The sequence below is a fragment of the Mesorhizobium sp. ESP-6-2 genome, from assembly GCF_020164675.1.
In the GTDB taxonomy this organism is placed as follows: Bacteria; Pseudomonadota; Alphaproteobacteria; order Rhizobiales; family Rhizobiaceae; genus Mesorhizobium.
Map to the genome: position 1 here is coordinate 111927 of NZ_JAIUGT010000014.1, position 21288 is coordinate 133214.

General features: G+C 61.7%; 20 protein-coding genes and 1 tRNA gene. 8 read left to right on the forward strand and 13 right to left on the reverse strand.

The genetic code is table 11. The features are described from left to right. Positions 1 to 43: 43 nt before the first annotated feature. Positions 44 to 119 (forward strand) — tRNA-Phe (locus LB532_RS28735). Positions 120 to 480: 361 nt separating this feature from the next. Here the strand turns inward: LB532_RS28735 and LB532_RS28740 are convergent. The 5 genes from LB532_RS28740 to LB532_RS28760 form a co-directional block, all read right to left on the reverse strand. Then, positions 481 to 1917, reverse strand: a complete 1437-nt coding sequence (locus LB532_RS28740; RefSeq protein WP_140643255.1) for an aldehyde dehydrogenase family protein — start codon at positions 1915 to 1917, stop codon at positions 481 to 483. Positions 1918 to 1980: 63 nt separating this feature from the next. After that, the gene (locus LB532_RS28745) at positions 1981 to 2265 is read right to left on the reverse strand and encodes a hypothetical protein (RefSeq protein WP_140643257.1); all 285 of its coding nucleotides are present in this window, start codon (positions 2263 to 2265) and stop codon (positions 1981 to 1983) included. 223 nt (positions 2266 to 2488) lie between these two features. After that, positions 2489 to 3481, reverse strand: coding sequence for a TRAP transporter substrate-binding protein (locus LB532_RS28750; protein ID WP_140643259.1), 993 nt, complete (start codon positions 3479 to 3481; stop codon positions 2489 to 2491). 286 nt (positions 3482 to 3767) lie between these two features. Further along, positions 3768 to 4751 (reverse strand): cupin domain-containing protein, encoded by a 984-nt coding sequence (locus LB532_RS28755; RefSeq protein WP_140643260.1) that lies wholly within the window; start codon positions 4749 to 4751, stop codon positions 3768 to 3770. A 239-nt stretch (positions 4752 to 4990) separates the two neighbouring features. Beyond that, complete coding sequence (locus LB532_RS28760) at positions 4991 to 5935, reverse strand: 2-hydroxyacid dehydrogenase (protein WP_181169531.1); 945 nt, start codon at positions 5933 to 5935, stop codon at positions 4991 to 4993. A 418-nt stretch (positions 5936 to 6353) separates the two neighbouring features. On the opposite strand from LB532_RS28760, the gene LB532_RS28765 reads away from it, so the two are divergent. Together LB532_RS28765 and LB532_RS28770 are read left to right on the forward strand one after the other, a co-directional pair. Beyond that, complete coding sequence (locus LB532_RS28765) at positions 6354 to 7481, forward strand: iron-containing alcohol dehydrogenase (protein ID WP_181169533.1); 1128 nt, start codon at positions 6354 to 6356, stop codon at positions 7479 to 7481. Positions 7482 to 7520: 39 nt separating this feature from the next. Further along, positions 7521 to 8267 carry an SDR family oxidoreductase gene (locus LB532_RS28770; protein ID WP_140643264.1) on the forward strand — a complete coding sequence of 249 codons (747 nt, stop codon included), beginning with the start codon at positions 7521 to 7523 and terminating at the stop codon, positions 8265 to 8267. 34 nt (positions 8268 to 8301) lie between these two features. On the opposite strand, the gene LB532_RS28775 is transcribed toward LB532_RS28770, so the two are convergent. The 7 genes from LB532_RS28775 to LB532_RS28805 all read right to left on the reverse strand — a co-directional run bounded on the left by LB532_RS28775 (position 8302) and on the right by LB532_RS28805 (position 14682). Continuing rightward, on the reverse strand, positions 8302 to 9180 hold the full coding sequence (locus LB532_RS28775; RefSeq protein ID WP_181169535.1) for a type II secretion system protein GspK: 879 nt from the start codon (positions 9178 to 9180) through the stop codon (positions 8302 to 8304). Positions 9181 to 9286: 106 nt separating this feature from the next. After that, positions 9287 to 9847 carry a prepilin peptidase gene (locus LB532_RS28780; RefSeq protein WP_140643268.1) on the reverse strand — a complete coding sequence of 187 codons (561 nt, stop codon included), beginning with the start codon at positions 9845 to 9847 and terminating at the stop codon, positions 9287 to 9289. Further along, complete coding sequence (gene gspD, locus LB532_RS28785) at positions 9844 to 11973, reverse strand: type II secretion system secretin GspD (protein WP_224557536.1); 2130 nt, start codon at positions 11971 to 11973, stop codon at positions 9844 to 9846. Before gspD ends, LB532_RS28780 begins: the two co-directional genes overlap by 4 nt. Before the next feature lie 80 nt (positions 11974 to 12053). Then, entirely contained in the window at positions 12054 to 12335 is a 282-nt protein-coding gene (locus LB532_RS28790) for a DUF1007 family protein (protein WP_140643272.1), read from the reverse strand. An 18-nt stretch (positions 12336 to 12353) separates the two neighbouring features. After that, entirely contained in the window at positions 12354 to 13631 is a 1278-nt protein-coding gene (locus LB532_RS28795; protein ID WP_140643274.1) for a TRAP transporter large permease, read from the reverse strand. After that, entirely contained in the window at positions 13628 to 14173 is a 546-nt protein-coding gene (locus tag LB532_RS28800) for a TRAP transporter small permease (protein ID WP_181169538.1), read from the reverse strand. The genes LB532_RS28795 and LB532_RS28800 overlap by 4 nt, the downstream gene beginning before the upstream one ends. Before the next feature lie 218 nt (positions 14174 to 14391). Then, the gene (locus LB532_RS28805) at positions 14392 to 14682 is read right to left on the reverse strand and encodes a DUF1330 domain-containing protein (RefSeq protein WP_140643278.1); all 291 of its coding nucleotides are present in this window, start codon (positions 14680 to 14682) and stop codon (positions 14392 to 14394) included. 212 nt (positions 14683 to 14894) lie between these two features. Here LB532_RS28805 and LB532_RS28810 point away from each other — a divergent pair, with 212 nt between their 5' ends. From LB532_RS28810 to LB532_RS28830, 5 genes are all read left to right on the forward strand, one after another. Then, a complete protein-coding gene (locus LB532_RS28810) occupies positions 14895 to 15704 on the forward strand; it encodes an IclR family transcriptional regulator (protein ID WP_140643279.1) in 810 nt (269 codons plus the stop codon). An 86-nt stretch (positions 15705 to 15790) separates the two neighbouring features. After that, positions 15791 to 16375, forward strand: a complete 585-nt coding sequence (locus LB532_RS28815) for a DUF2796 domain-containing protein (protein WP_140643281.1) — start codon at positions 15791 to 15793, stop codon at positions 16373 to 16375. Then, positions 16376 to 17101: an ABC transporter ATP-binding protein gene (locus tag LB532_RS28820; protein WP_140643282.1), complete on the forward strand. Its 726-nt coding sequence runs from the start codon at positions 16376 to 16378 to the stop codon at positions 17099 to 17101. Continuing rightward, positions 17098 to 18354, forward strand: a complete 1257-nt coding sequence (locus tag LB532_RS28825; RefSeq protein WP_210239932.1) for an ABC transporter permease — start codon at positions 17098 to 17100, stop codon at positions 18352 to 18354. The genes LB532_RS28820 and LB532_RS28825 overlap by 4 nt, the downstream gene beginning before the upstream one ends. After that, positions 18303 to 19079, forward strand: a complete 777-nt coding sequence (locus LB532_RS28830) for a DUF3299 domain-containing protein (RefSeq protein ID WP_140643284.1) — start codon at positions 18303 to 18305, stop codon at positions 19077 to 19079. Before LB532_RS28825 ends, LB532_RS28830 begins: the two co-directional genes overlap by 52 nt. Positions 19080 to 19153: 74 nt before the next feature. Here the strand turns inward: LB532_RS28830 and LB532_RS28835 are convergent, their stop codons facing one another. Further along, a complete protein-coding gene (locus tag LB532_RS28835) occupies positions 19154 to 20893 on the reverse strand; it encodes a GspE/PulE family protein (RefSeq protein ID WP_140643285.1) in 1740 nt (579 codons plus the stop codon). Positions 20894 to 21288 lie beyond the last annotated feature (395 nt).

The following is a 21288-nucleotide window of genomic DNA, read 5'->3' on the forward strand; positions in this document are numbered from 1 at the left end:
CTTCCATGAAATCCGGAGCGCGAGTTTTCGTTAGCCGGAACAGGCCCAGATAGCTCAGTTGGTAGAGCAGCGGACTGAAAATCCGCGTGTCGGTGGTTCGAATCCGCCTCTGGGCACCATTTTTTCTCAATTGAACCAAAAGCTTACTCTCCGGCGCAATAGTCTAGATGGCTTTAACGTCCGTGGCCATTATGTAATTACACCGCCTCCATACCGTCGAGTGAGTGATTCAGGTATGGCTACGCGGCCCAAGTCTGCGCCGAACGCATCTCTCGTGTGGGTTTGCGACAGAACCCTTGTTCTGACCCCTTTTTCAAGCGCCTCCACGATCGACCGGCTTGCCTGCCAGCGTCGTTTCAGACGTTCGTCGGTGGCAAGACCGTTGATCTCGCGCTCGATATCGAACAGGGCATCGATGCGTTGTCCGTGATCACGATGTCGCCGGGCCTGAGTTCGGGCATGAGCACCTTCTCGACATGCCTAGGGCAACGTGTAGGCGGTCTTCACCGTGGTGTAGAACTCCGCGGCATAGCGGCCCTGTTCGCGTGGTCCGTAGGATGAGCCTTTCCGCCCACCAAAGGGTGCATGATAGTCCACCCCGGCGGTCGGCAGGTTAACCATCACCATCCCGGATTCGACATTCCGCTTGTAGTGGCTGGCATGTTTGAGACTCGTCGTGCAGATTCCTGCCGTGAGCCCGAAATCGGTGTCGTTGGCAAGCGCCAGTGCCTCGTCATAGTCCTTGACCCGAATGACCGAGGCAACCGGACCGAAGATCTCCTCACGGTTTATACGCATCTGAGGCGTCGTCTCAGTGAATAGCGCTGGCTGCAGGTAGTAGCCTGGCACCGCCCGCTCCAGTCGAGAGCCGCCCCATGCAAGCTTGGCTCCCTCGGCCTTGCCAATCGCGATGTAGGACAGGTCTTGATCGAGCTGATTTTGATCCACGACGGGCCCGATATGCGTTCCATCCTTGAGCGCGTCGTCGACGACAAGCTTGCTCAATCGCTCTTTGAGCGCTTCGACAAAGGAATCGTGGATCTTGTCCGTCACGATCAGGCGGGACGAGGCTGTGCAACGCTGACCCGTCGAGAAGAAGGCGCCGTTCGCAGCACATTCAACAGCGGTTTGGAGATCCGCATCATCCAGAATGACGAGCGGATTCTTTCCTCCGAGTTCGAGCTGGAATTTGCGCATGTGTTCGACACTGCTGGCGGCAACCTTCCTGCCCGTCGCGACGGAGCCAGTGAAACTGATCGCATGCACATCGCGACTGGTAAGAAGCGCATCCCCAACGACTGAACCGCGGCCCATCACCAGGTTGAAGACGCCCTCTGGAATACCGGACCGGATGATGATGTCGGCAAGCGCCCAAGCTGAGCCAGGCACCAGGTCGGCGGGCTTGAAGACAACGCAGTTTCCATAGGCGAGCGCCGGTGCGATCTTCCAGGCAGGGATCGCGATTGGGAAGTTCCAGGGCGTGATTATACCGACGACGCCTACCGGTTCGCGCGTAATGTCGACTTCGACGCCCGGGCGAACGGAGGGCAGTTTCTCGCCGCACAGGCGCAGGGTTTCGCCAGAGAAGAAGCCGAATATCTGGGCCGCCCTGACGACCTCACCGATGGCTTCGCCCAGCGTTTTGCCTTCTTCGCGCGCCAGCAATCGGCCCAGTTCCTCCTTGCGTGCCGACAACTCCGTCGAAACCTTTTGCAAGATGTCGTGTCGGAGCTGGATGCTGGAGCGCGACCAGGACTTGAACGCCTGCTTGGCCGCAGCGATGGCAGCTTCAGCGTCCTGTCGAGACCCGCGAGCGTAGACACCGACGACGTCTGCGGTGTTCGAAGGATCGATGTTGTCGGCGGCCTCGGCCGAGTTCGTCCATTTGCCGGCGATAAAATTCTGATGCACGCTCATTGTCATGTCTTCCTGTTGCGGCTGACCCGCGTGATTGGATCAGGTGTCAGTTGAATCGAAAGTCTAGCCGCCCTGCTTGGGGCAAGAGTTGTCGAAGGTGACGATGGCCCAGCGGTTCTGGCGCAAGGCCAACTTGCGCATCCACCCGGTCCTCTCCCCGAACTTGGCGCGGCACCAGGCGCCGTCGGTCGCCGTCATGCACAGTTCGGTCGTGACGCAGGTTTTTTGCGACGGAACCACGCCGACCACCTCGGCGTCGTCGCGCGCCTCGGCGCGAAGGTTCAGATTGACCAGAACCTTGACGCTGGCGCGGTCAAGCGCGGGAGGCGCGGCCTGTGTCGCATCCACGCAGTGGCTCGTAAATAGAAGCAGCCGCCGGCTCGCCTGGCAGCCTCGAGCATGGCCGCCGTACCGGCAACACCGACCTTCTCGAAGGTCAACGGAGAGCCCGATGCACTTGTGCCGCTGATCCGCCGCTCTGCGTGCTGCTTGAGTGAAATGAAACGCACGGTGCTTATCCGAAATGACGCCGGAGCCGGTGAACCGCGCTCCGGCGTCACGAAGATGAGTCCTACTTGGCGACCGCAGCCATTTCGGCGCGGGCCTTCTCGACAAGATCGACGCCGATCTTCTCGCTGTATTCCTTCACCACGGGCGCGACGCGCTCGCTCATGGCTGCGAGCGCTTCAGGCGTGGGTTGGGTAATCTCGAAGCCCTCCTCCTTGAGCTTCCCTTCCAACTCCGCCGCCGCCTTGCGAGAGAGATCCCGCTGGAAGACAGCCGACTCCTTCGACGCTTCCATGACGGCTGCCTTGTCCTCCTCGGAGAGGCTTCCAAACCACTTCTGGCTGGCAAGAAGAACGAACGGCGTATAGACATGGCCCGTCTTGGCCAGATATTTCTGCACCTCATAGAACCTGGCAGTATAGATCAGAGCGTACGGCGTCTCCTGACCGTCGACGGCGCCGTTCTCAAGGGCGCTGTAAAGCTCCGGCCAGGGAAGCGGCGTCGGATTGGTTCCCAGAGCCGTCCAGGTCGCGATGAACAGCGGGTTCGGTATGACCCGGATATTGATGCCGGCCATATCCTCCACCGTGTTGACCGGCCGAACCTTGTTCGTCATGTGGCGGAAACCGTTGTCCCACCACGCCAGACCAACCATGCCGGTCTTTTCCTGCAGCTTAGCAAAAAGCTCCTTGCCGACATCGCCGTCCATGACGGCATCCGCCGCGGCGAAGTCCTTATAGAAGAACGGAAGGTCGTAGATCATGAATTCCGGAACGACACCGACCAGGTTCGGCGTTGGGCCAACCATGATGTCGATGAAGCCGGCCTGAACCGACGACTGCATTTCGGGCTCGCTACCGAGCAACCCGTTGCCGAACGTGTCGATTTTGATGCGACCACCGGTTTTCTCTTCCACCAGCTTCGCAAAATAACGAGCAGCCTGTCCGACCGGATGATCTTCCGTGGGTACGTAACCCAGGCGCGGATTCTCAGCCATGGCCGGGGCGGCAGCCAAAAGTCCCCCTGCCAATGCGGCAGCTAGAAGTAGAATTTTCATAGTTTAAACCTCCCAAGAATTGGTTCGCTGGAACCACCACGCAGGGACTGTCACCAGTAGGGGAAACAGGACCGGCAGTGCGAGAATTCCGTCCTTGCCCACGGAAGCAAAGGGTATGTTTCTATGCTAAGCGCGGTGTCGAGGGGACGCCGACCGGCGGTGTCATATCCAGGGCCGCAGTTACGACGGACGCACCACCAGACCTGACCAGACCGTTGCCCGCCTCTTCACCAAAGGCGATCGAGACCAGCGGCCCGCCCTCGATGAGGACGGGCCATCGGCAAGATCAATCCAGCCATCCCCTGCCCGAGACCGGGGGCACCGGAGGATTGGGCTGGCTGGCCGTCGGGGGCCAGTTATGCGTACCGGTCGGGAAGGGATTGATGGCAACCCGGGTGTCGTTCCCCGGGCAATAGTTCGCTGCCGAATGCCAGCGGCCGGCCGGGACGTAGACGATATCGCCAACTTCCGAGACGAAGGGGTCCACGCCTTCGATGTTGTATTGAATCTGACCTTCCATGATGAACCAGAATTCACCATAGTTGATGTGCCTGTGTCCGAGCGTCGTGGGGGATTGCATATTGCAATTGAACGCGCTGCCGCGGATCGCGTTAACGAACAGGCCAGGAGCTTTCACGAATTCGAACGCGCCGGGCTGAGCGATGAAATTCCTGGTCGTCACATTGCTCGTCTGCCCAGGGGGGTTAAGGGGTTCTGGGCCCGGATCCTGCCGCGTCAATTGCCAGGTGAATCCCGGCCGAGGCTTCGGCAAGGTGGCCGCCGCCTGCGGATACGTGATCCTGGCGTCCGCGGTGAAGACCTCAAAGTGCAGGGACGGCACCGAGCCGACGTTCTTCATCTGGAACTGCGTCCGCGGGGGCACCTGGACCATAGAGCTCTTGGTCGCGATAAACGGAGCCTGGCCGGCGATCGTGAACTCGATAGATCCCTCCCAAACAATGAAGGCAGCGCGTGTGTCCGATATGAACATGGCCGGCGACTGGTCACCGACCGCCAACTGCACCCATGAAGCCTGCAGCTGCTGGTCGCTGACGACCTTCTGGTGCCAGGTCTTGGACTGATTCGCGGGCGACATCTTGGCGCGGATTTCGGCGAGCGTCGTACGCGGCTTGTTCGGGGCCTTGTATGGAGCCGGCGCCACCGTTCTCGGCGTCCACGTAAACACAGCCTGTGCGAGAGCACCCGTGGTAGCTACCCCCCCGATCGCCAGCGCGGCCATCATGGCCAGTCCGCTTTTCCACAACTTCATTTCATTCTCCTCCGCTTTCTAGTTGATCGATCTCGACATCGTGCCCCAGAACCAAAACGTCCAACTGGGTGCGTCCATAATATGGACAAGATGTCCAATGCTTATGATGGGCAGACTCATAACAAATTGTCAACGCTTCTTCGCCGCGTTTCTTGGTGATACGTTTTTCACTTGGGCTAACGTTGGGGCTGCTCCCGCCGTTGGCGGTATTCGAGGCCCGGTGAGCGGTCGGATACCGCCTAGGGTACGGGTGTGAGCGCCGCTCCGCTCCGGAACCAGGCGATCACGTTCTGGGCCACCAGATCCGCCATTGCGGTGCGCGTGCTGACCGACGCCGAACCGATGTGCGGCAGAATCGTCAAATTGTCGAGCGCCAGCAGGTCGTCGGAAACATTGGGTTCATCCGCGAGCACGTCGAGGCCGGCCGCCGCGATGGTACCCGTGCCTAGCGCAGTGATCAGCGCATCCTCGTCGAGGACGGTTCCGCGGCCCACATTGATGAACACGCCGTCGGGCCCGAGCGCGGACAGCACCTCGGCATTAACGCTTCTCGCAGTCGACGGGTCGCCGGGAACGATGGAGATGAGCACGTCGACGGCACTGGCAAGTTCAAGCAGTGAAGGAAAATAGTCGTAAGTGACTCCGTCCGCCGGGCGCCGGCTGTGGTAGGCAATAGGCAGCCCGAATGCCTCAATTCGCCGGGCGATGCAGCGACCGATCCGCCCCATTCCGTAGATGCCGACCCTGCGGTTGCGGAGCGTCAGGCGGCTGAGCGGGTAGTCCGATGCTTTCCAGCGGCCCTCGCGAACGAAGGCCACCGCCTTGGGTATCTCACGTACGACGCTGATAAGGAGCCCCAGCGTGAGATCGGCGACCTCCTCGTTCAGGACATCAGGTGTGTTCGTGACGACGATGTTCTTGCTGCGTGCGTAGGCAGCATCCACCGCGTCATAGCCGACGCCGTAGCTGGCGATGATCCCGAGGTTGGGGAGGGCGTCGATGAACTGCCGATCGATTCTGGCGCGACAAGCCACGCCACGAATCGAAGTCCTTACCTCCGGGGACAGACGGACGTGAATGTTACAGTCAGGGGTTTCGACCAAGTTGAAATGCGTTCCGAGCATTTGCCGGGCATGCTCGTGCATCCAGCCTGGTATCAGCACGGTGGCGGCGGGTTTCGACAACGGTTTTCCTTCCGATTCGCGGGGGGTCACTGCCGGCGCGTATCGCCGCAGGTGGATCAGGGTTTCGCACGGGAGGCCCTTGGATTGCGCAATGCCCGATAGTGAGCCGCGACTTGATTTTAGCTTCGAGTTCGCGGCACCTCCAAGGTCGCCGTAGATCTGACCATAATATGGTCAATCTGCCCAAAAAAATTGGATAGGGGCACGCAACCTCTTTGTCAAGACGGCGGGAACGCCGCAACCACAAGGTGGAGCTTGACAAGTGTGCAGTTCCCCCTAATGCTTGGGCATAGTGTCCATATTATGGACTAGTGATTCCAAAACGGTCGCGCGTTCGTTTTCACCGGCTGCACGAAATGTGCCGAATGCCAGACGGTGGCTGCAACGATGCATGTGCGGAATGTCAAGGAGTGGCAGCGTGAACAATATAAACTACCTTACGAATATCAATTTCGGGCTTGGAGCGGCCGGGTCATTAGGAGAGATCTTGCGGGAACTCGGCGTGTCCCGCCCTTTGGTGATCAGTGATCACGGCATCAAATCCGCTGGTTTGCTTGAGCGTCCGGTTTTCGAGTTCCTGAGAACAGCGCCGATTTTCCTGGACGTTCCCTCCAACCCGACTGAGAGCGCAGTTGCTGCCGGTCTCGCGCTCTACAGGCAAGGCGGCTGCGATGGGGTAGTGGCGATCGGCGGAGGCTCTCCGATCGACCTGGCCAAGGGCGTGGCGCTGCTCGCCACGCACGATGGTGAACTTGAGCGTTATGCAGCGATCCTGGGCGGGGTGGCACGCATCACGGGCGCGGTGGCGCCGCTCGTAGCCATCCCGACAACGGCGGGCACGGGGTCGGAAGTCGGGCGCGCGGCACTGATCACACTGGATGACGGCCGGAAGCTCGGATTTATCAGCCCGCACCTCATCCCGCGCAGGGCGATCTGTGACCCGGGGTTGACAATGGAGCTTCCCCCGGCTCTGACGGCCTCGACAGGGCTCGACGCACTGTCGCATTGTATCGAGACTTACCTTTCCCCCCGCTATAATCCGCCTGCCGAGGCAATTGCCACCGACGGCTTCAAACGCATTTGGAAGGCTTTGCCAGTCGCCTACGCAGATGGCGCGAACACGGAGGCGCGGACCGAGCTCATGATGGGCGCCCTGGAAGGCGGTATGACGTTCCAGAAGGGTCTCGGAGCCGTCCATGCGCTGAGCCATGCGCTGGGCGGTCTCAAGGAGGCGAAGCTTCATCATGGAACGCTCAACGCCATCCTGATGCCGACCGTCCTTCGGTGGAACGTGGAAGTTGAAGCAGTTGCCAAGAAGGTCAGCCACCTCGAAAGCCTGGCGGGACTTGAAGAAACAACCCTCGCAGACGCACTGGACGAGTTGAACAGTCGATTGGGCATTACACCCAGACTGTCCGAACTTGGGGTGCCCCGCCACGTCATCGATTGGGTCTGTGAGCGAGCCATTGCAGACCACAGTCACCCCACCAATCCACGTCCGCTGACCAAGGAAGACTACGCCGCGATCCTCGAGGCCGTTTTCTAAGCCGGGAACGTTCCAAAGCAGGACCGAGGAGGTAATTCCGTGAGACCGATCGTGATCGTGACGGGCGCAAGCCACGGCATCGGTGCAGCAACGGCCAGGCTGTTCGCCGCTGAAGGCTACGATGTCTGTATAAACTATCTCTCGGACAGCGCCGCGGCGTCCGAGGTCGTTGAGGCTTGCAGGGCCGCAGGCGCCCGCGCCATCGCGGTACAGGGCGACGTGGGCAAGAGGGAGGATATACAGGCTCTATTCAGCGCCTGCGACGATGAACTTGGGCGAGTGACCTGCCTGATCAACAATGCCGGGATCATTGGGAAAGCCGGCAGGATAGAGGAGTTGCAGCCTGCGGTTCTGGAAACCGCCTTCAGGATAAACGTCTTCGGTGTCATGTACTGTATTCAGGAGGCCGCGAGTCGCATGTCCACCCGCAGGGGCGGCCAAGGCGGGACCATCGTGAACATGTCGTCGCTGGCCGCCTTTCTCGGCAGCCCCAACGAATATGTTCACTACGCCGCCACCAAAGGGGCCGTGGAATCGATCACCTTCGGGGCGGGCAAAGAGCTGGCGCAGGAGGGCATCCGCGTCAATGCGATCCGTGTCGGGACCACCAACACACGGATACACACGCAGGGCGGAAATCCCGAGCGGCCAGCCAGGATTGCGGCGGCAACCCCCATGGGGCGCATCGCGGAGCCTGATGACATCGCACGCGCAGCCCTGATGCTTGCGTCTTCCGGTGCCGGGTTCATGACAGGCACCCTGATCACGGTGTCCGGGGGGCTTTGAGGCCCCGGGCCAGCCGCCGGCGCCGCACGAGCATTCATTCCAGCTCAATCGCCGCGCGACGCCAGCCAAGCACTCTGTAGGGTGCCTCGTCAGCGTTCGAGACAAACATCAATGCCTCGAAAGATTCGCTGTAGCCCGACTGCAGTGTCGTCTTGAGATCGACGCGCCAGCTCGGTGCCTGCGCCAGCGTGTTGAAGGTCACCCCCGCCAGCGACTGCTCGAGTTGCTTGCGCGACAGGCGACCGGCGTGGAAATCATTGATCGCCTTTCGCACCGACGGCGACAGGCCGGGAATGTCGCCCAGCAGTGCATCATCGAGCGCTTCCAGGCGAACGCCGGCCAGGCCGGAGGAGACGGTGACATAGGGTTCGATGGCGATGGCCATGTCGGGCGTTATTCCCGGGAAGGCGGCGAGTTCGGAGACCGTCTGAAACAGCTTTGTGTCGTTTCCAACCTGCTGCGGTGCGGAACCGGCGGGCTCTCCGTTCGGCGGATTCGGCCCGGAGCGGTGGCCTATGATCTTTGTCGCCAGAGTGTCCGCGGTTGCGGGAGCGGCGCCGGCGGCTCGCAACGCGCCAACGATCAACGGCCGCTCGGCGGTGTTGAGATCGATCCGGAAGGCTTCATTAGTCGCAGAAACGGAAGCGACCCCGGCCGGCAGGGTGATCGTGGACGATATCCGATCGCTCAGCGTGCCCATACCGTCCGGCGGGCCCGCGCGAATCTCGGCCGCGGCCTGCGACAGTCCGGCTTCAGCCAGAATGCGCGCCGACGCCTTATCTTCCGTGACGCGTACGCTGGCCACCACTCCGGTCATCTGCATACGCAGGATGACGGCAAGGAACCCCAGGAAAATCAGAATCCACAGAACGCTGACGAGGATTGCACCCCGCCGATTCGTTCTCGAGTTCATGTTCGCCGCCGCAAGATCCATTTCGGCCCCCATGCTTCGCCAGGAAAGGTGAGGCCACCGTCCCGGCAACGTCAAGATTTTGCCATCCGCGGCTTGAGCAATGCGATCACCATGCGGGAGGCAGCCACGCCCAGACGATGACTAGTGCCGGCGCAAGAAACGTTCCGAACGGAACCCGCGCCGCGGCCCGAAGCGGGCGGCGCAGGCGAACCGCACGGATGACGCTGAAGAGGAGAGCCGCGACCGAAGCAAGCACAATCTGGGCACCGACGCCGGCCAGCCCAACCAGAACGGCGGATACACCGATGAGCTTGATGTCCCCGAAGCCGATGCCGTCGCGGCCGCGCAGCCTTCCGTAAGCGACTTCGAACAGGCACAACAGGGCCATCAGCGCAGCCCCATATCCGATGCTCCAGACCAGCGTTGCGAAATCGCCCGCCTCGAACCACCAGTCGGCGAGCGCGACGACCAGGATGCCTGCCGTATAGCGGTCAGGAATGAGCAAAGACGCAAGGTCATGGACCGCGATTGCCGCGACCAGAAGGCATAACGCAAGCGTCGACACGAGTACGAATGCGGAGCTTCCGATGACAGCGGGCATGGTACCGACGGCGAGCACGAATGCGACGACGGCGGTAGACTGGCGCCGCGCCCTCAGGAGCTTCATTCGATCGTCGTCTTGGCCGGCCGCCGCAGCGGGACGTTACGGGACGGTTCGTTCATCAGCCGCAATTGCGACCGCATCTGCTCGGCCACGGTTTGCGCATCCATGCTGTCGCGGATGACCTGTGGCCGGATCAGGATGATGAGTTCGGTGCGCGTCCCGGAATTCTGGTTTGACCGGAACGCATCGCCGATCAACGGAAGGTCGCCGAGGACCGGCACGCCGTCACGGCCTCGCTGCTGGCGTTCGCTGATCAGGCCGCCCAGCATCACGGTCTGGCCGCTGGTCACCGACACGGTCGAGCTGACCTTTCGTTGCGATATCGTCGGCGTCAACGACTGCGCCTGGCTTCGCTGAACGGAGCTGATCTCCTGCTCGATGACCAGGCTGATCGTGCCGTTGCCCGTGATGCGCGGGCGGACGTTCAGGATGACGCCGGTATTGCGGAACTCGACATTGTTGACGATCGGCGCCTCTGGGTCGGTAACCGACTGCGCCGTGCGCGTCACGATCGGGATCTCGTCACCGACCTGTAGCACGGCCGGTTTGTTGTCGAGGACGACGACCGATGGCGACGACAGCACCTTGACCTCGGTGACGCCGCGCAGGGCATCGATCACAACGCGCGGGTCGGTTTCGGGGCCGAGCAGAAGGTTGAAGCCTGGAAGCGTTCGCGACAGCACGGCCTTGCCGGCTTCCTGGAACAATCCCACCGATCCCTTGTTGCCGCCCAGGCCAAGATCGTTGGAATCCAGGAAAAACTGCACTCCATAGCGCAAGTCGTTAGTCAGGGTCACCTCGGCGATCGTCGCTTCGATGGCGACCTGCTCCTGCGGCCGGTCGAGCGCCGTGAGCGCCTGTTCGATCAGCCGCTGCTGGTCGGGCCGCGCGTAGATGAGAATGGTGTTGTTTTCCGGGTTCGCTGTGATGCGGACGCCGCCTTGCGATGAGCTCGTGTTTTCCGCCCCGACCGCGGTCGGCAGTTCATCCGCCATGCGCTGATCCGGCGTCGCATTGGCCGGCTGCGTACCATTTGCGCCCTGGTTCTGGTTGTCGGCCTGCGAGCCGGGCGGAAACTGCGAGGCCGGATCCTCGGGCGGTGCGGAAGCGGAACCGTTGTTGAATATCTGGTTCACCATGCTGGCCAGGCGCCCCGCCTCCAGGTGCTGGACCTTGTACACCCGCAAATTGGAAGCAGACGCGTCCATCCGGTCGAGCCGCTCGATCCAGCTCGCCGCGCGCTGCAACTGGTTGCGCGTCTTCGCAACCACCAGAATCGCGTTACTGCGCTCGATCGGCTGGACCCTGATCGTGTTGCCTCCTCGACCGCCCTCCCCGATGTCGAGCACGCGGGTCAGCTCGGGCATCATCGCCGCCGCGCTGGAATTGTTGACTGGGAAAATCCCGACCGACTGGTCCCCCAGCCAATCCTGGTCGAAAGACCGCGCCGCTTCGATCGCTGCCGTTCGCTCCGCGGCCGTACCTTGGAAGATCAGCGCGTTGCGGCCGGGATCCTCGCGCACCATGCCGGGACGAGCGACGAAGTTTTCGAGCAGCGGCAGGATCGTGCTGGCGGAAACGTTTTTCAGCGGCAACACCGTGACGGCATAGCCCGGCTGGATGGTGGTGCCCCGGTCGAGCTCGGCCACTCCAAGAGCTTCGCTCGCTGGCACCAGCCGCAGACGGTCGCCTTCGCGCAACATGGCCACGCCGCTGCTGCGCAGCGCGGACTCCAACAAGTTGAGGATTTCCGGAGCCGGCGTAGGCTTCGACGTCGTGATCGAGACGCGCCCGGTTACCCTCGGATCGATGGAATAGCCGATGCCGAGCACTTCGCCGAGCACGTTCCGCGCGGCCACCTTGATCTCGGCGTCCTCGAGGTTGACCTCGAATGTTTCGCCGCTCAGCCGCTCGAGCGACTTGCGCTCGCCGGCAGTCAGCTGCTGTTGGTAGCCGTAGTATACTTCACCTTGCCGGTTGCCCTGCGTGCGGCCGAAGCCGAGACTTGATAAAAAACCGCCACCGGACGGCTTGCGCGCACTCAAATCCGCGTTCGCGGCTTTGTCCAGGGGATCCGGTCGCGTGGCAGTATCTTCAAGATAGTCACCGGTGGAGGTACACGCGGCCACTACCGCCAAGACACAGGCCGCCGCGCCTCTGCGAACCCACACGGAACAGGCATTTGGAGCGCTGCCTTGCCGACCTACCCTCACCTACACACCCAACCCAAGCCTACGCCCGGCCCCTCGCGGAAGTACCGTTCTATGACGCTTGAAAACCACAAAGCACGCTTTCTGCTTCCTGCTTGGACACCATACACCTCGTCGACCTCGGTCAGCCCGAGGCAGGTGAGGAACTCGAACATGTGCAGCGATTCGACATTGACATGCGCCAGCGGTTGCAACTCGCCCCGCACCGGGGCTCCGCCGACGTCCTCGTCGAGACCCTGTATCGCATCGGCGGAAAAGCCATCGTCGAATGTCCAGTCCAACTCCCGACGTTCCGAACCTCAATGCAACCATGACGCTGGCACGCTCACCAGTGCCGGAAACAGAACCAGCAGCAAAATGAGGATCATCTGGGCCACAAGGTAAGGCATGGCACCCTTTGTAGCCTCCTCCATTGAAACTCCGCTGACTCCGCACACTGTGTTGAGGACCGTTCCGACAGGAGGCGTGATCATGCCGACCGCGTTGACCATCATGAAGATGACCCCGAAATAGACCGGGTCGATGCCGGCCGCATTAACGAGCGGTATGAGGATGGGCACCAGAATGGTGATGCAGGGTGCGAAATCGAGCGCCGTGCCGACGATGAAGACAGCCAGAACGATCATACCCATCAGCAGGATCGGCGAGTCGATGAATGGACCGAGGAGACTGACGAGCTGGGCGGGCATATTGGAAATCGTCAGCATGAAGCCGGAGATCATGGAAGCAGCCACCAACAGCATGATCACTGCTGTCAAGCGCCCGGCGGCGAGCAGCGAGTCATAGAGCAGCCTCGGTGTCAGCTCCCGATAAACAAACAGCCCCACGAACAGTGCATAGGCAGCGGCAACGACGCCGGCCTCAGTAGGGGTGAAGATGCCGAACCGCAGTCCGGCCAGGATAATCGCTGGCATCATCAACGCCCAACCGGCGGTCATGATGGTTTTCGGGAGGTCCCTGCGCGGTATTTTGAGCCGGACCGTCGCCGTTTCCTTTTTGGCGAGGAACCACCAGGCGATTATGAGGCTCAGCCCCATCATGAGCCCTGGCACGATTCCGGCGAAGAACAGGCCGACGATGGAAATGTTGGCGGTGACGCCCAGGATGATGAACCCGACAGACGGCGGGATCACAGGGGCGATAATGCCTGTAGCCGACATCAAGCCCGAGGCTCGACCCATATGGTAGCCCGCATCCCGCATCAGGGGGACCAGCATGACCGCGAGCGTCGCTGTATCCGCGATTGCGGATCCGGAGACGCTGGCAAGCACCAAGCCAGTGCCGATGACCACGTAACCGAGGCCGCCACGTATGTGACCGACGAGCGCCAACGCCACGTTGACGATGCGGCGGGAGAGGCCGCCGGCGTTCATGAGTTCGCCGGCAATGAGAAAGAACGGGATCGCCATCAGCGGATAGCTGTCAGCGCCATTGACCAGCCGCTGCGCCAGAATCTGTGCATCCAGATTTCCCATCAGCATCATCATCGCGACGCCCGACAGCATCAGGGCGAAGGCGATTGGAATCCCGATGCCCATTGCACCAAGGAGGGAAACGATAAAGACCAAGCCGCTCACGGTACTTTCTCCGAAACAAGCGCGGGGGGCACGACCGGCAGCGGCTCAACATGCTCCACCCCCGACCAGGGGGCGGGCAGGATGCCGCGCAGCGAGCGCCAGAGATCAAGGAGGAGAACCAGAGCCATCAGGATGGCAGAGACGAGCCCCGCGGCGTAGATGGCGCCCACGGGAATTCCCGACAGTGCCAGGACGTTGCCCCACTCGATGATGGTGAGTGACAAGCTGCCCTGTCCCATGAGCCAGCAGCACCAGAGCATCAGGCCGTATGAAACAAGAAAGCAGGCGAAGCGCGCCCTTCGAGGCAACCGGACAACCAACGACTCGACGCCGAGATGCGCGCCCTTGGCCAAGGCCACCACGGATCCCATAAATATGACCCAGACGAGGACCACACGGGAGACTTCAACGGCAAACGGAATGCCTGAGCTGAAGCCGTAACGTAGCACGACATTTGTAAAGATTAGGATGCTGATGACGGCCATGCCGACGACGACGAAGACGTCAAAAGCCTTGAAAAGCCACTGTAACGGCGTGGTCATAACTGCTCCCAAAAGGTTGTGCGCGCATGCATCGATCCTTGCGGCACTCTGACGAGAATCCGGAGACCGTGAGCAGGGAGCCTCCAGCACGCTGATGGGGTAGAAACGCCCAATCGCGTGATGAAGGCCTGTCCTGCTCATCCGGTCGAACAGCGCATGGGTAAAGGCAACGATTCCTGCAACCAGTATGACAGGAGGTCCCGGGCGAGCTTCCGGTGTCAGACACCTTCCACCACGGCCAGATGTGCCTTGGCATGCTTCTCGCGGGCCTTGATCGCCGTCTGATACTCTGGAGAATTGTAGCAGGCGAGAGCGGTCTCGTAGTCCTTGAACTCGATGACCGCCAGGCGGTTCGCGGGAGGGCCCTCCATGACCTGGCTCGTTCCCGCGCGAACGACGAAGGACGCCCCGTATTTGTCGAACGCTGCCTTGTTCAAGGCAATGTATTCTTTATAGCCCTCCTGGTCCGCAATATCGACCATTGCAACCCAGTATCCTTTTTTGGTCATCTGCTTCCTCTCCCACAGAAATTCCCATACCCTCTCGCGGAAGATACGGACGTCCCGATGCGTTCAAATTCGCCACAAGTGCATTTGCCGTTGATCCTCCTCGATCACACGGTTAGAACCGGAGCTACGAACGCTGACTACAATATGGACAGCTTGTCCAAAACCGTGTAGTACCACCATGTTTCGTTGTCAAGCTTGCAAGGAGATGCGCCATGGGCCTAAGTGAGCTTCAGGACGAAGCCGATGAGAGAGCTCCTACTCACGTGCAGGGAGCCGCCTCGTTCTCGAAGTTCATCGTGGTGCTGCAGATCATCGCCGATGCCCCCGGAACACTGGACATCGCCCAACTGACAAAGCGCGCGCCATTTCCCCGCGGTACGGTCTACCGCCTCGTTTCGGCGCTCGTCGCGGAGGGACTCGTCACGCATTCAGGAGAGGGCGGAACGTTTCGCCTGGGGCCACGCCTCCTCCAGCTCGCTGCCAAGACCTGGGAGGACTCCGACTTGCGGACGATCGCAAGGGACTTTCTGGAATCACTTCGCGACGCAACGGATGAGGCGGTGCACCTTGCGGTGCCCAGCAACAACCGGATGGTCTACATAGACAAGTTGGTGGGCTCCAGCAGGGTTCAGATGAAAACCAGCATTGGCGGCCAGGTTGAACTTCACTCGACATCCGTGGGTAAGGCGTGGCTGTCTGGTCTGCCAGACCAGCGGCTGTTGGAAGTCATCAAGAGCCTGGATCTGAGACGCCATACCGCCAACACGTTCACGACACCCGAAGCGCTGTTCGATGAGTTGAAGCGGACGCGCGAGCAAGGGTTCGCGTTCGATGACGAGGAGAACGAACCGGATATCCGCTGTCTCGGCAGCCCGATCTTCAATCGTTCGGGTGAACCGGTCGGAGCGGTCAGCATCAGCATGCCGGTGTATCGGCACGACGCGCGGCGCCACGAGCTCTGCGCAAGGCTGGTGCGTCAAACGGCGCAAAAGATCAGCACCGAATTGTCCAGGATGGTGTAGCGCCGGGCGCCACCGCTCGCGCTTGAGCCACACGCCGGCACCTGTCGACGGCGGCGACTGACAACATCGAATTCGGAGGGAGAGAGATGGGATTGCATCACTACGCCGCGACAGGAGTTGCCGCTGGCATGCTCATTATTGCTTCGGCCGCATATGCAGAAGAGGAACACCGCGAGCTTGGTCCACACGTCCACGGACAAGGGACATTGACGCTCGTAACGGAGGCGAACAATGTTCAGATGGAATTCTCCGCCCCGGGCATGGATATCGTCGGGTTTGAATACGAAGCCGAGACCGCCAGGGAAAAGAAAGCTGTCGAGGTCGCGCTCGCCGACTTGAGGGAACCGTTCAAGCTCTTCGTATTGCCCGAGCCGGCGGACTGCACCGTCACCTCCGCCGATGTCAGAATGGTTGCGGGAGAGCACGAGGACCATGACGCCGCGGCGGAGACCGACCATAGCGCGGAAGGAGAAGAGCACGAGGGCCGTCACACGGAGTTTCGTGCAACCTACGCGCTTGCCTGCGCGGACGCCGCCCAAATCACGTCGATCTATTTCCCGTTCTTCGATCGCTTTCCCGAGGCCGAGAAACTCGACGTGACGGCCATCAATGCCAATGGGGAGACTGCCTACGAGGTGAACCGCGCGTTGTCCCGTCTGGAAGAAATGTGAGTGAACGCGCATGCCGCTACAGACGCCGTGCGCTTGCGCGGTGTCGCGTACAGATGGAACGCGCGTGACGCCTTTGACCTCTCGATCGACGAATTCGAGGTGTCCCGCGGCGAGCGGCTCCTGCTGCTCGGCCCGTCAGGTAGCGGAAAGTCGACGCTGCTCGGCCTGTTGACCGGCATCGTGCTGGCGCAGGCCGGACGCCTGGAAATCCTCGGTCAACGGCTTGATGGACTGGGCAGCAGCGGGCGCGATCGCTTCCGGGCCGAACATTTCGGCATCATCTTCCAGATGTTCAATCTTCTTCCCTACGGCGCCGTCATCGACAACGTGCTGTTGCCGCTCAGCTTCGCACCGGGACGACGCGCCCGCGCAACGGCCGCGGGCGGCATGGAGGGCGAAGCCCGACGCCTTTTGTCGGCCCTGGGACTTCCGGCGGACATCGGACAGCAGACGGCGGCCACCTTGAGCGTCGGTCAGCAACAACGCGTCGCGACGGCGCGGGCGCTCATCGGCTCACCCGAGATCATTGTCGCCGACGAGCCGACATCGGCGCTCGACGATGATAGGCAGCAGGATTTTCTCGACCTGCTGTTCGGTCAGATCGACGCCACGAAGGCAACCCTGATCATGGTAAGCCACGACCGACGTCTGGCGCGACATTTTACGCGGGTCGTCCAGCTCACCGATATTCTGACCACGTCGAAACGCCAGGGCGATACGAGATGATCGTCGCCCGCCTGGCCCTGCAATCCCTGCGCAACCGCTGGATCACGGTTTTGCTGACGGTCCTTGCAATCTCCGTCAGCGTCATGCTGCTGCTCGGCGTCGAGAAGGTACGCAGCGGAGCGAGAGACAGCTTTGCCGGCACCGTGTCGGGGGCGGATCTGGTCATCGGTGCAAGGTCAGGCGCCATGCAGCTCCTTCTCTATTCCGTGTTCCGCATCGGCAACGCCACCAACAACGTTACGTGGCGCAGCTACGAAGACATCGTTTCACGCCCGGAGGTCGAATGGGCAATTCCACTGTCCCTGGGCGACAGTCATCGCGGCTTTCGCGTCATCGGGACGACACAGGATTATTTCGAGCACTTCCAGTATCGCGGCGGCCAGGCTCTGACGTTTGCTGCGGGCACTCCGTTCCAAGACCTGTTCGATGTCGTCCTTGGCTCGGAGGTCGCGGCGCGGCTTGGCTATGATATCGGCGACAAGATCACCGTGGCGCACGGCATGGGCTCCCTCGGGTCGCAGCATGACGATCTTCCGTTTCGCGTCTCCGGCATTCTGGCACGGACCGGCACACCGGTGGACAAATCCCTCCACGTCAGCCTCAAGGCCATCGAGGCAATCCATGTCGACTGGCGATCCGGTTCACGCATCCCGGGTCAGGTCACGCCAGCCGATCGGCTGCGGCAGATGTCGCTTCCTCCGAAGGCGATTACAGCAGCGATCATCGGGCTGAAGTCGCGCCTGCAAGTCATCAGGTTTCAGCGCGCGGTGAACGAATACAGGGGCGAGCCTCTTTCAGCTGTCCTGCCGGGCCTCGCCTTGCAAGAGATGTGGGCACTTGTCGCGACCGCAGAGACGGCATTGTTTGCCGTCTCCGCCATGGTGGTCGTGACCTCCATGCTCGGTCTGTCGGCGATGATCCTGTCGACCCTCAACGAACGACGCCGCGAGATCGCGATCTTGCGCTCGCTCGGGGCGAGACCCCGGACGGTTGCAGGGCTGCTTGTCGGAGAGGCGACACTGCTGACAGTGGCGGGCATCGCGATCGGCACGGCCGCGCTATACGCAGTCCTCGTGTTGGCCCGCCCGCTTGTCGACAGACAGTTCGGCATCGACATCGGCATACAGCCTCCATCCGCGACCGATGCGCTCTTGCTTTCGGCAATATTGATCGGCGGAGTGGCGGCAGGTCTACTGCCGGCATGCAGCGCCTACAGGATGTCGCTTGCAGACGGCATGATGGTGAGAACATGAAACACGCGGGACTCTTCCTCGGCAACGCGAGATCGATGCTCCGCTGCATCGCTCTGATCCTGGCTGTTCTCAGCCTCGGCAGCAGCGCTGCATTCGGCGCCGGCGTCACGCAGCTGAAATGGGAGATGCTCGTCCCTCCGACAGAACCGCTGTCATTTTCCCCGGATGAACTCCCGTACGAGCAGCAGGTGGCATTGAAGGATGTCTTTTACTGGAAGGGTCACCCATCGGGCGAGCTGAGCGAGGAGTTCGCGCTTCAGCGCGAAGAAGCCAAGAAGAAGGTCGATGCCGACAGGGAGAAACTCGCGAAGCAGGGCGTCGATCTCGATGCGCTCTACGACCGATACGTCGCCTGGGCGACAGAGATCGAGCGGCGTGGAACGCTCACCGAGACGAAGCATGACGGCGAGCGCGTATCCATCGCCGGCTATCTGCTGCCGCTGGATTTCGACCCGGCCGGCACGACCGAGTTCCTGCTCGTTCCCTATTTCGGTGCCTGCATTCATGAGCCCCCGCCGCCGCCGAACCAGGTGATCTACATAAAGTCCTCCGCTCCGTACGCGCCGAAAGCCGTGTTCGACGCCGTCATGGTAACGGGCACGATGCGGGTGCAGTCCGAGAAAAAAGAGCTCTCCTTCGTAGACGGCTCAGACGGCGTTGCCTCAGGCTATCTTTTGGAGGGCGAAAGCATCGAACCCTATGAGGGCGAGCAAGGCGGGCAATAAGGATCGATGGGTGCGCAGTAGCGTCGGACCGCGAGCCGAAGTTCGGACGCAAGCACGTGCGTCGACGGATGCGCTCAGCGAAATCCGGTTACCCTGAGCACCTCCGCCGGCGAGGTGAGACCCTGCCCTGCCTTCCTGGCGCCGTCATGCGCCATCGTGCTCATGCCCCGTGCCAGCGCGAGCGCCTCTATCCTGGAGTGGTCCGCCCCTTGTGAAGCGAGCTCGGTGATCGCCTCGTCGAGGACCAGGATCTCGAACACGGCGATGCGGCCGCGATAGCCCGTGCCGTTGCAACGGCCGCAGCCCACCGCATTGAACACCCTCTGGCCCGGTGAAAACCCGACGGCCTGGTAACGCGAGTCGGACGAGAAAGTCTCGGTTGCAAGAATTTCTTCCTGCTTGCAGTGATCGCAGAGCCGCCGCAACAGGCGTTGGGAGATGATGCCGCGTACGGCGCCGACCAGCAGATAGCTCTCGACGCCCAGGTCGCGCATGCGCGTAAACGCGGCCGCCGCGGTATTCGCGTGGACGGTGGTGAGGACGAGGTGTCCGGTGAGCGCTGCCTGGACGGCGGCGCGTGCGGTCTCGCCGTCGCGGATCTCGCCAACCAGAATCACGTCGGGGTCCTGGCGCACGAACGTCCGGATCGCGGACGAGAAGGTGATGCCGACAGCCGTATTGATCTGCGACTGCACGATGCCGGGGATCTGGTACTCTACAGGATCCTCGATGGTCACGATCTTGCGGCCCGGATCGTTTAGCCTCGAGAGCGCGGCGGCGAGCGTCGTCGTCTTGCCGCTGCCGGTCGGGCCTGCGACGGCGATCATTCCGTGGGTGTGCTCAAGGAGCCGGTTCAGCGTCTGCCGTTCTTGGTCATCCAGGCCCACGCCCGCGAAATCGAGCAGGACGCTGTCGCGGTGCAGGATGCGCATGACGACGGTCTCGCCATGGATGGAAGAGAGCGTGGCAACGCGCAGTTCGACTTCGCGGTCGCCGATGGGAAGGCGCATCGCACCGTCCTGAGGCTTGCGGCGCTCCGTGATGTCGAGGCCGGCGAGAACCTTGATGCGCGACACGATCGCATCGCCCATTTCGGGCGGCGGCGGAGGCATAATCCGCAAGACGCCGTCGATGCGGAACCGCATCACGAGTCGTCCGCGCATCGGTTCGAGATGGATGTCGGTTGCCCGAAGGTCGAGCGCGCGCCTGAAGATGTCGTCGACGACAACCACGACCGGCGCGCCGCTGGCGAGATCGCGCAAGCTTGCGATAGCCGCTTCGGAGGTTGCTCCTTCGCCGGTGGCCTGGGCAACATCCTGGGTGCCGGAAAGGCGTTCGAGGCAGGATTCCAGATCGGGTGCGGGAACCACGCAGATCTCAGCGTCACCGTCGAGAACGGATCGAAGCGCCTCTATCGGGTCTGCATCTCCGGGGTGGAGAACCCCTATGACGGCGCTCCCGTCCGGCGTCGTGAGCGGCGCGATCCAGTTCTCCACAAGGAATCGGTTTGAGAGATTCTGCGCGACGGGCCTGTAGTCTGCGAGCTGCTGCCGGTCGAGAAGCCGCACGCCATAGTGGGACGACAGGAAGCCCGCGAGGGCATCGGCGTCGACGATCTGCGCTTCGATCAGGCGGTGCAGGTCGGAGGCTCGCGAGGCCGTGCTCTCACCGAAAAGGCCCCGCGTAGCCTCGCGGCTCGCCAGTCCGGCATCGGCCATGGACGACAAGAGTGAGTGTGAGTCTGTAAGCTTTGGGTTCATTGAACGTACCTGTCGCACCAGACCCTTGAGCACAATGGACGCCGGCTTGCGCATGCCGAATCCGGCTGTCGGCTTGGTCCGCAGAGCGGCCTGCCTGACGTACGATTCCGGATCCGGCGGTTCCCCGGAAAGCCGCGCCAGACAAGAAGGCTGTGCGGTATAGGTGTCAAGAGCCCGTGCCCTTCTACTCCCACCAGATGGTGAACCGGGTGCCACACGAGGTAGCGATTGAGAATCTTTCGCTACACCCACATATCGCCGCTTCGGCCGAGGAAGGATATCTTAGCCGCAAAGCCAGACTGCGCCGCGTTGGAATGAGCAGGCTTGGAGGGGCTGGAGCCGTTCCCGCTTCATCGCCTTGCTGAGCGTATCTCAGTGGTCCATGGCCTTGACGATTTCCTCGGTCATCTTCTTGGCGTCGCCGAGCAGCATCATGGTGCCGTCCTTGT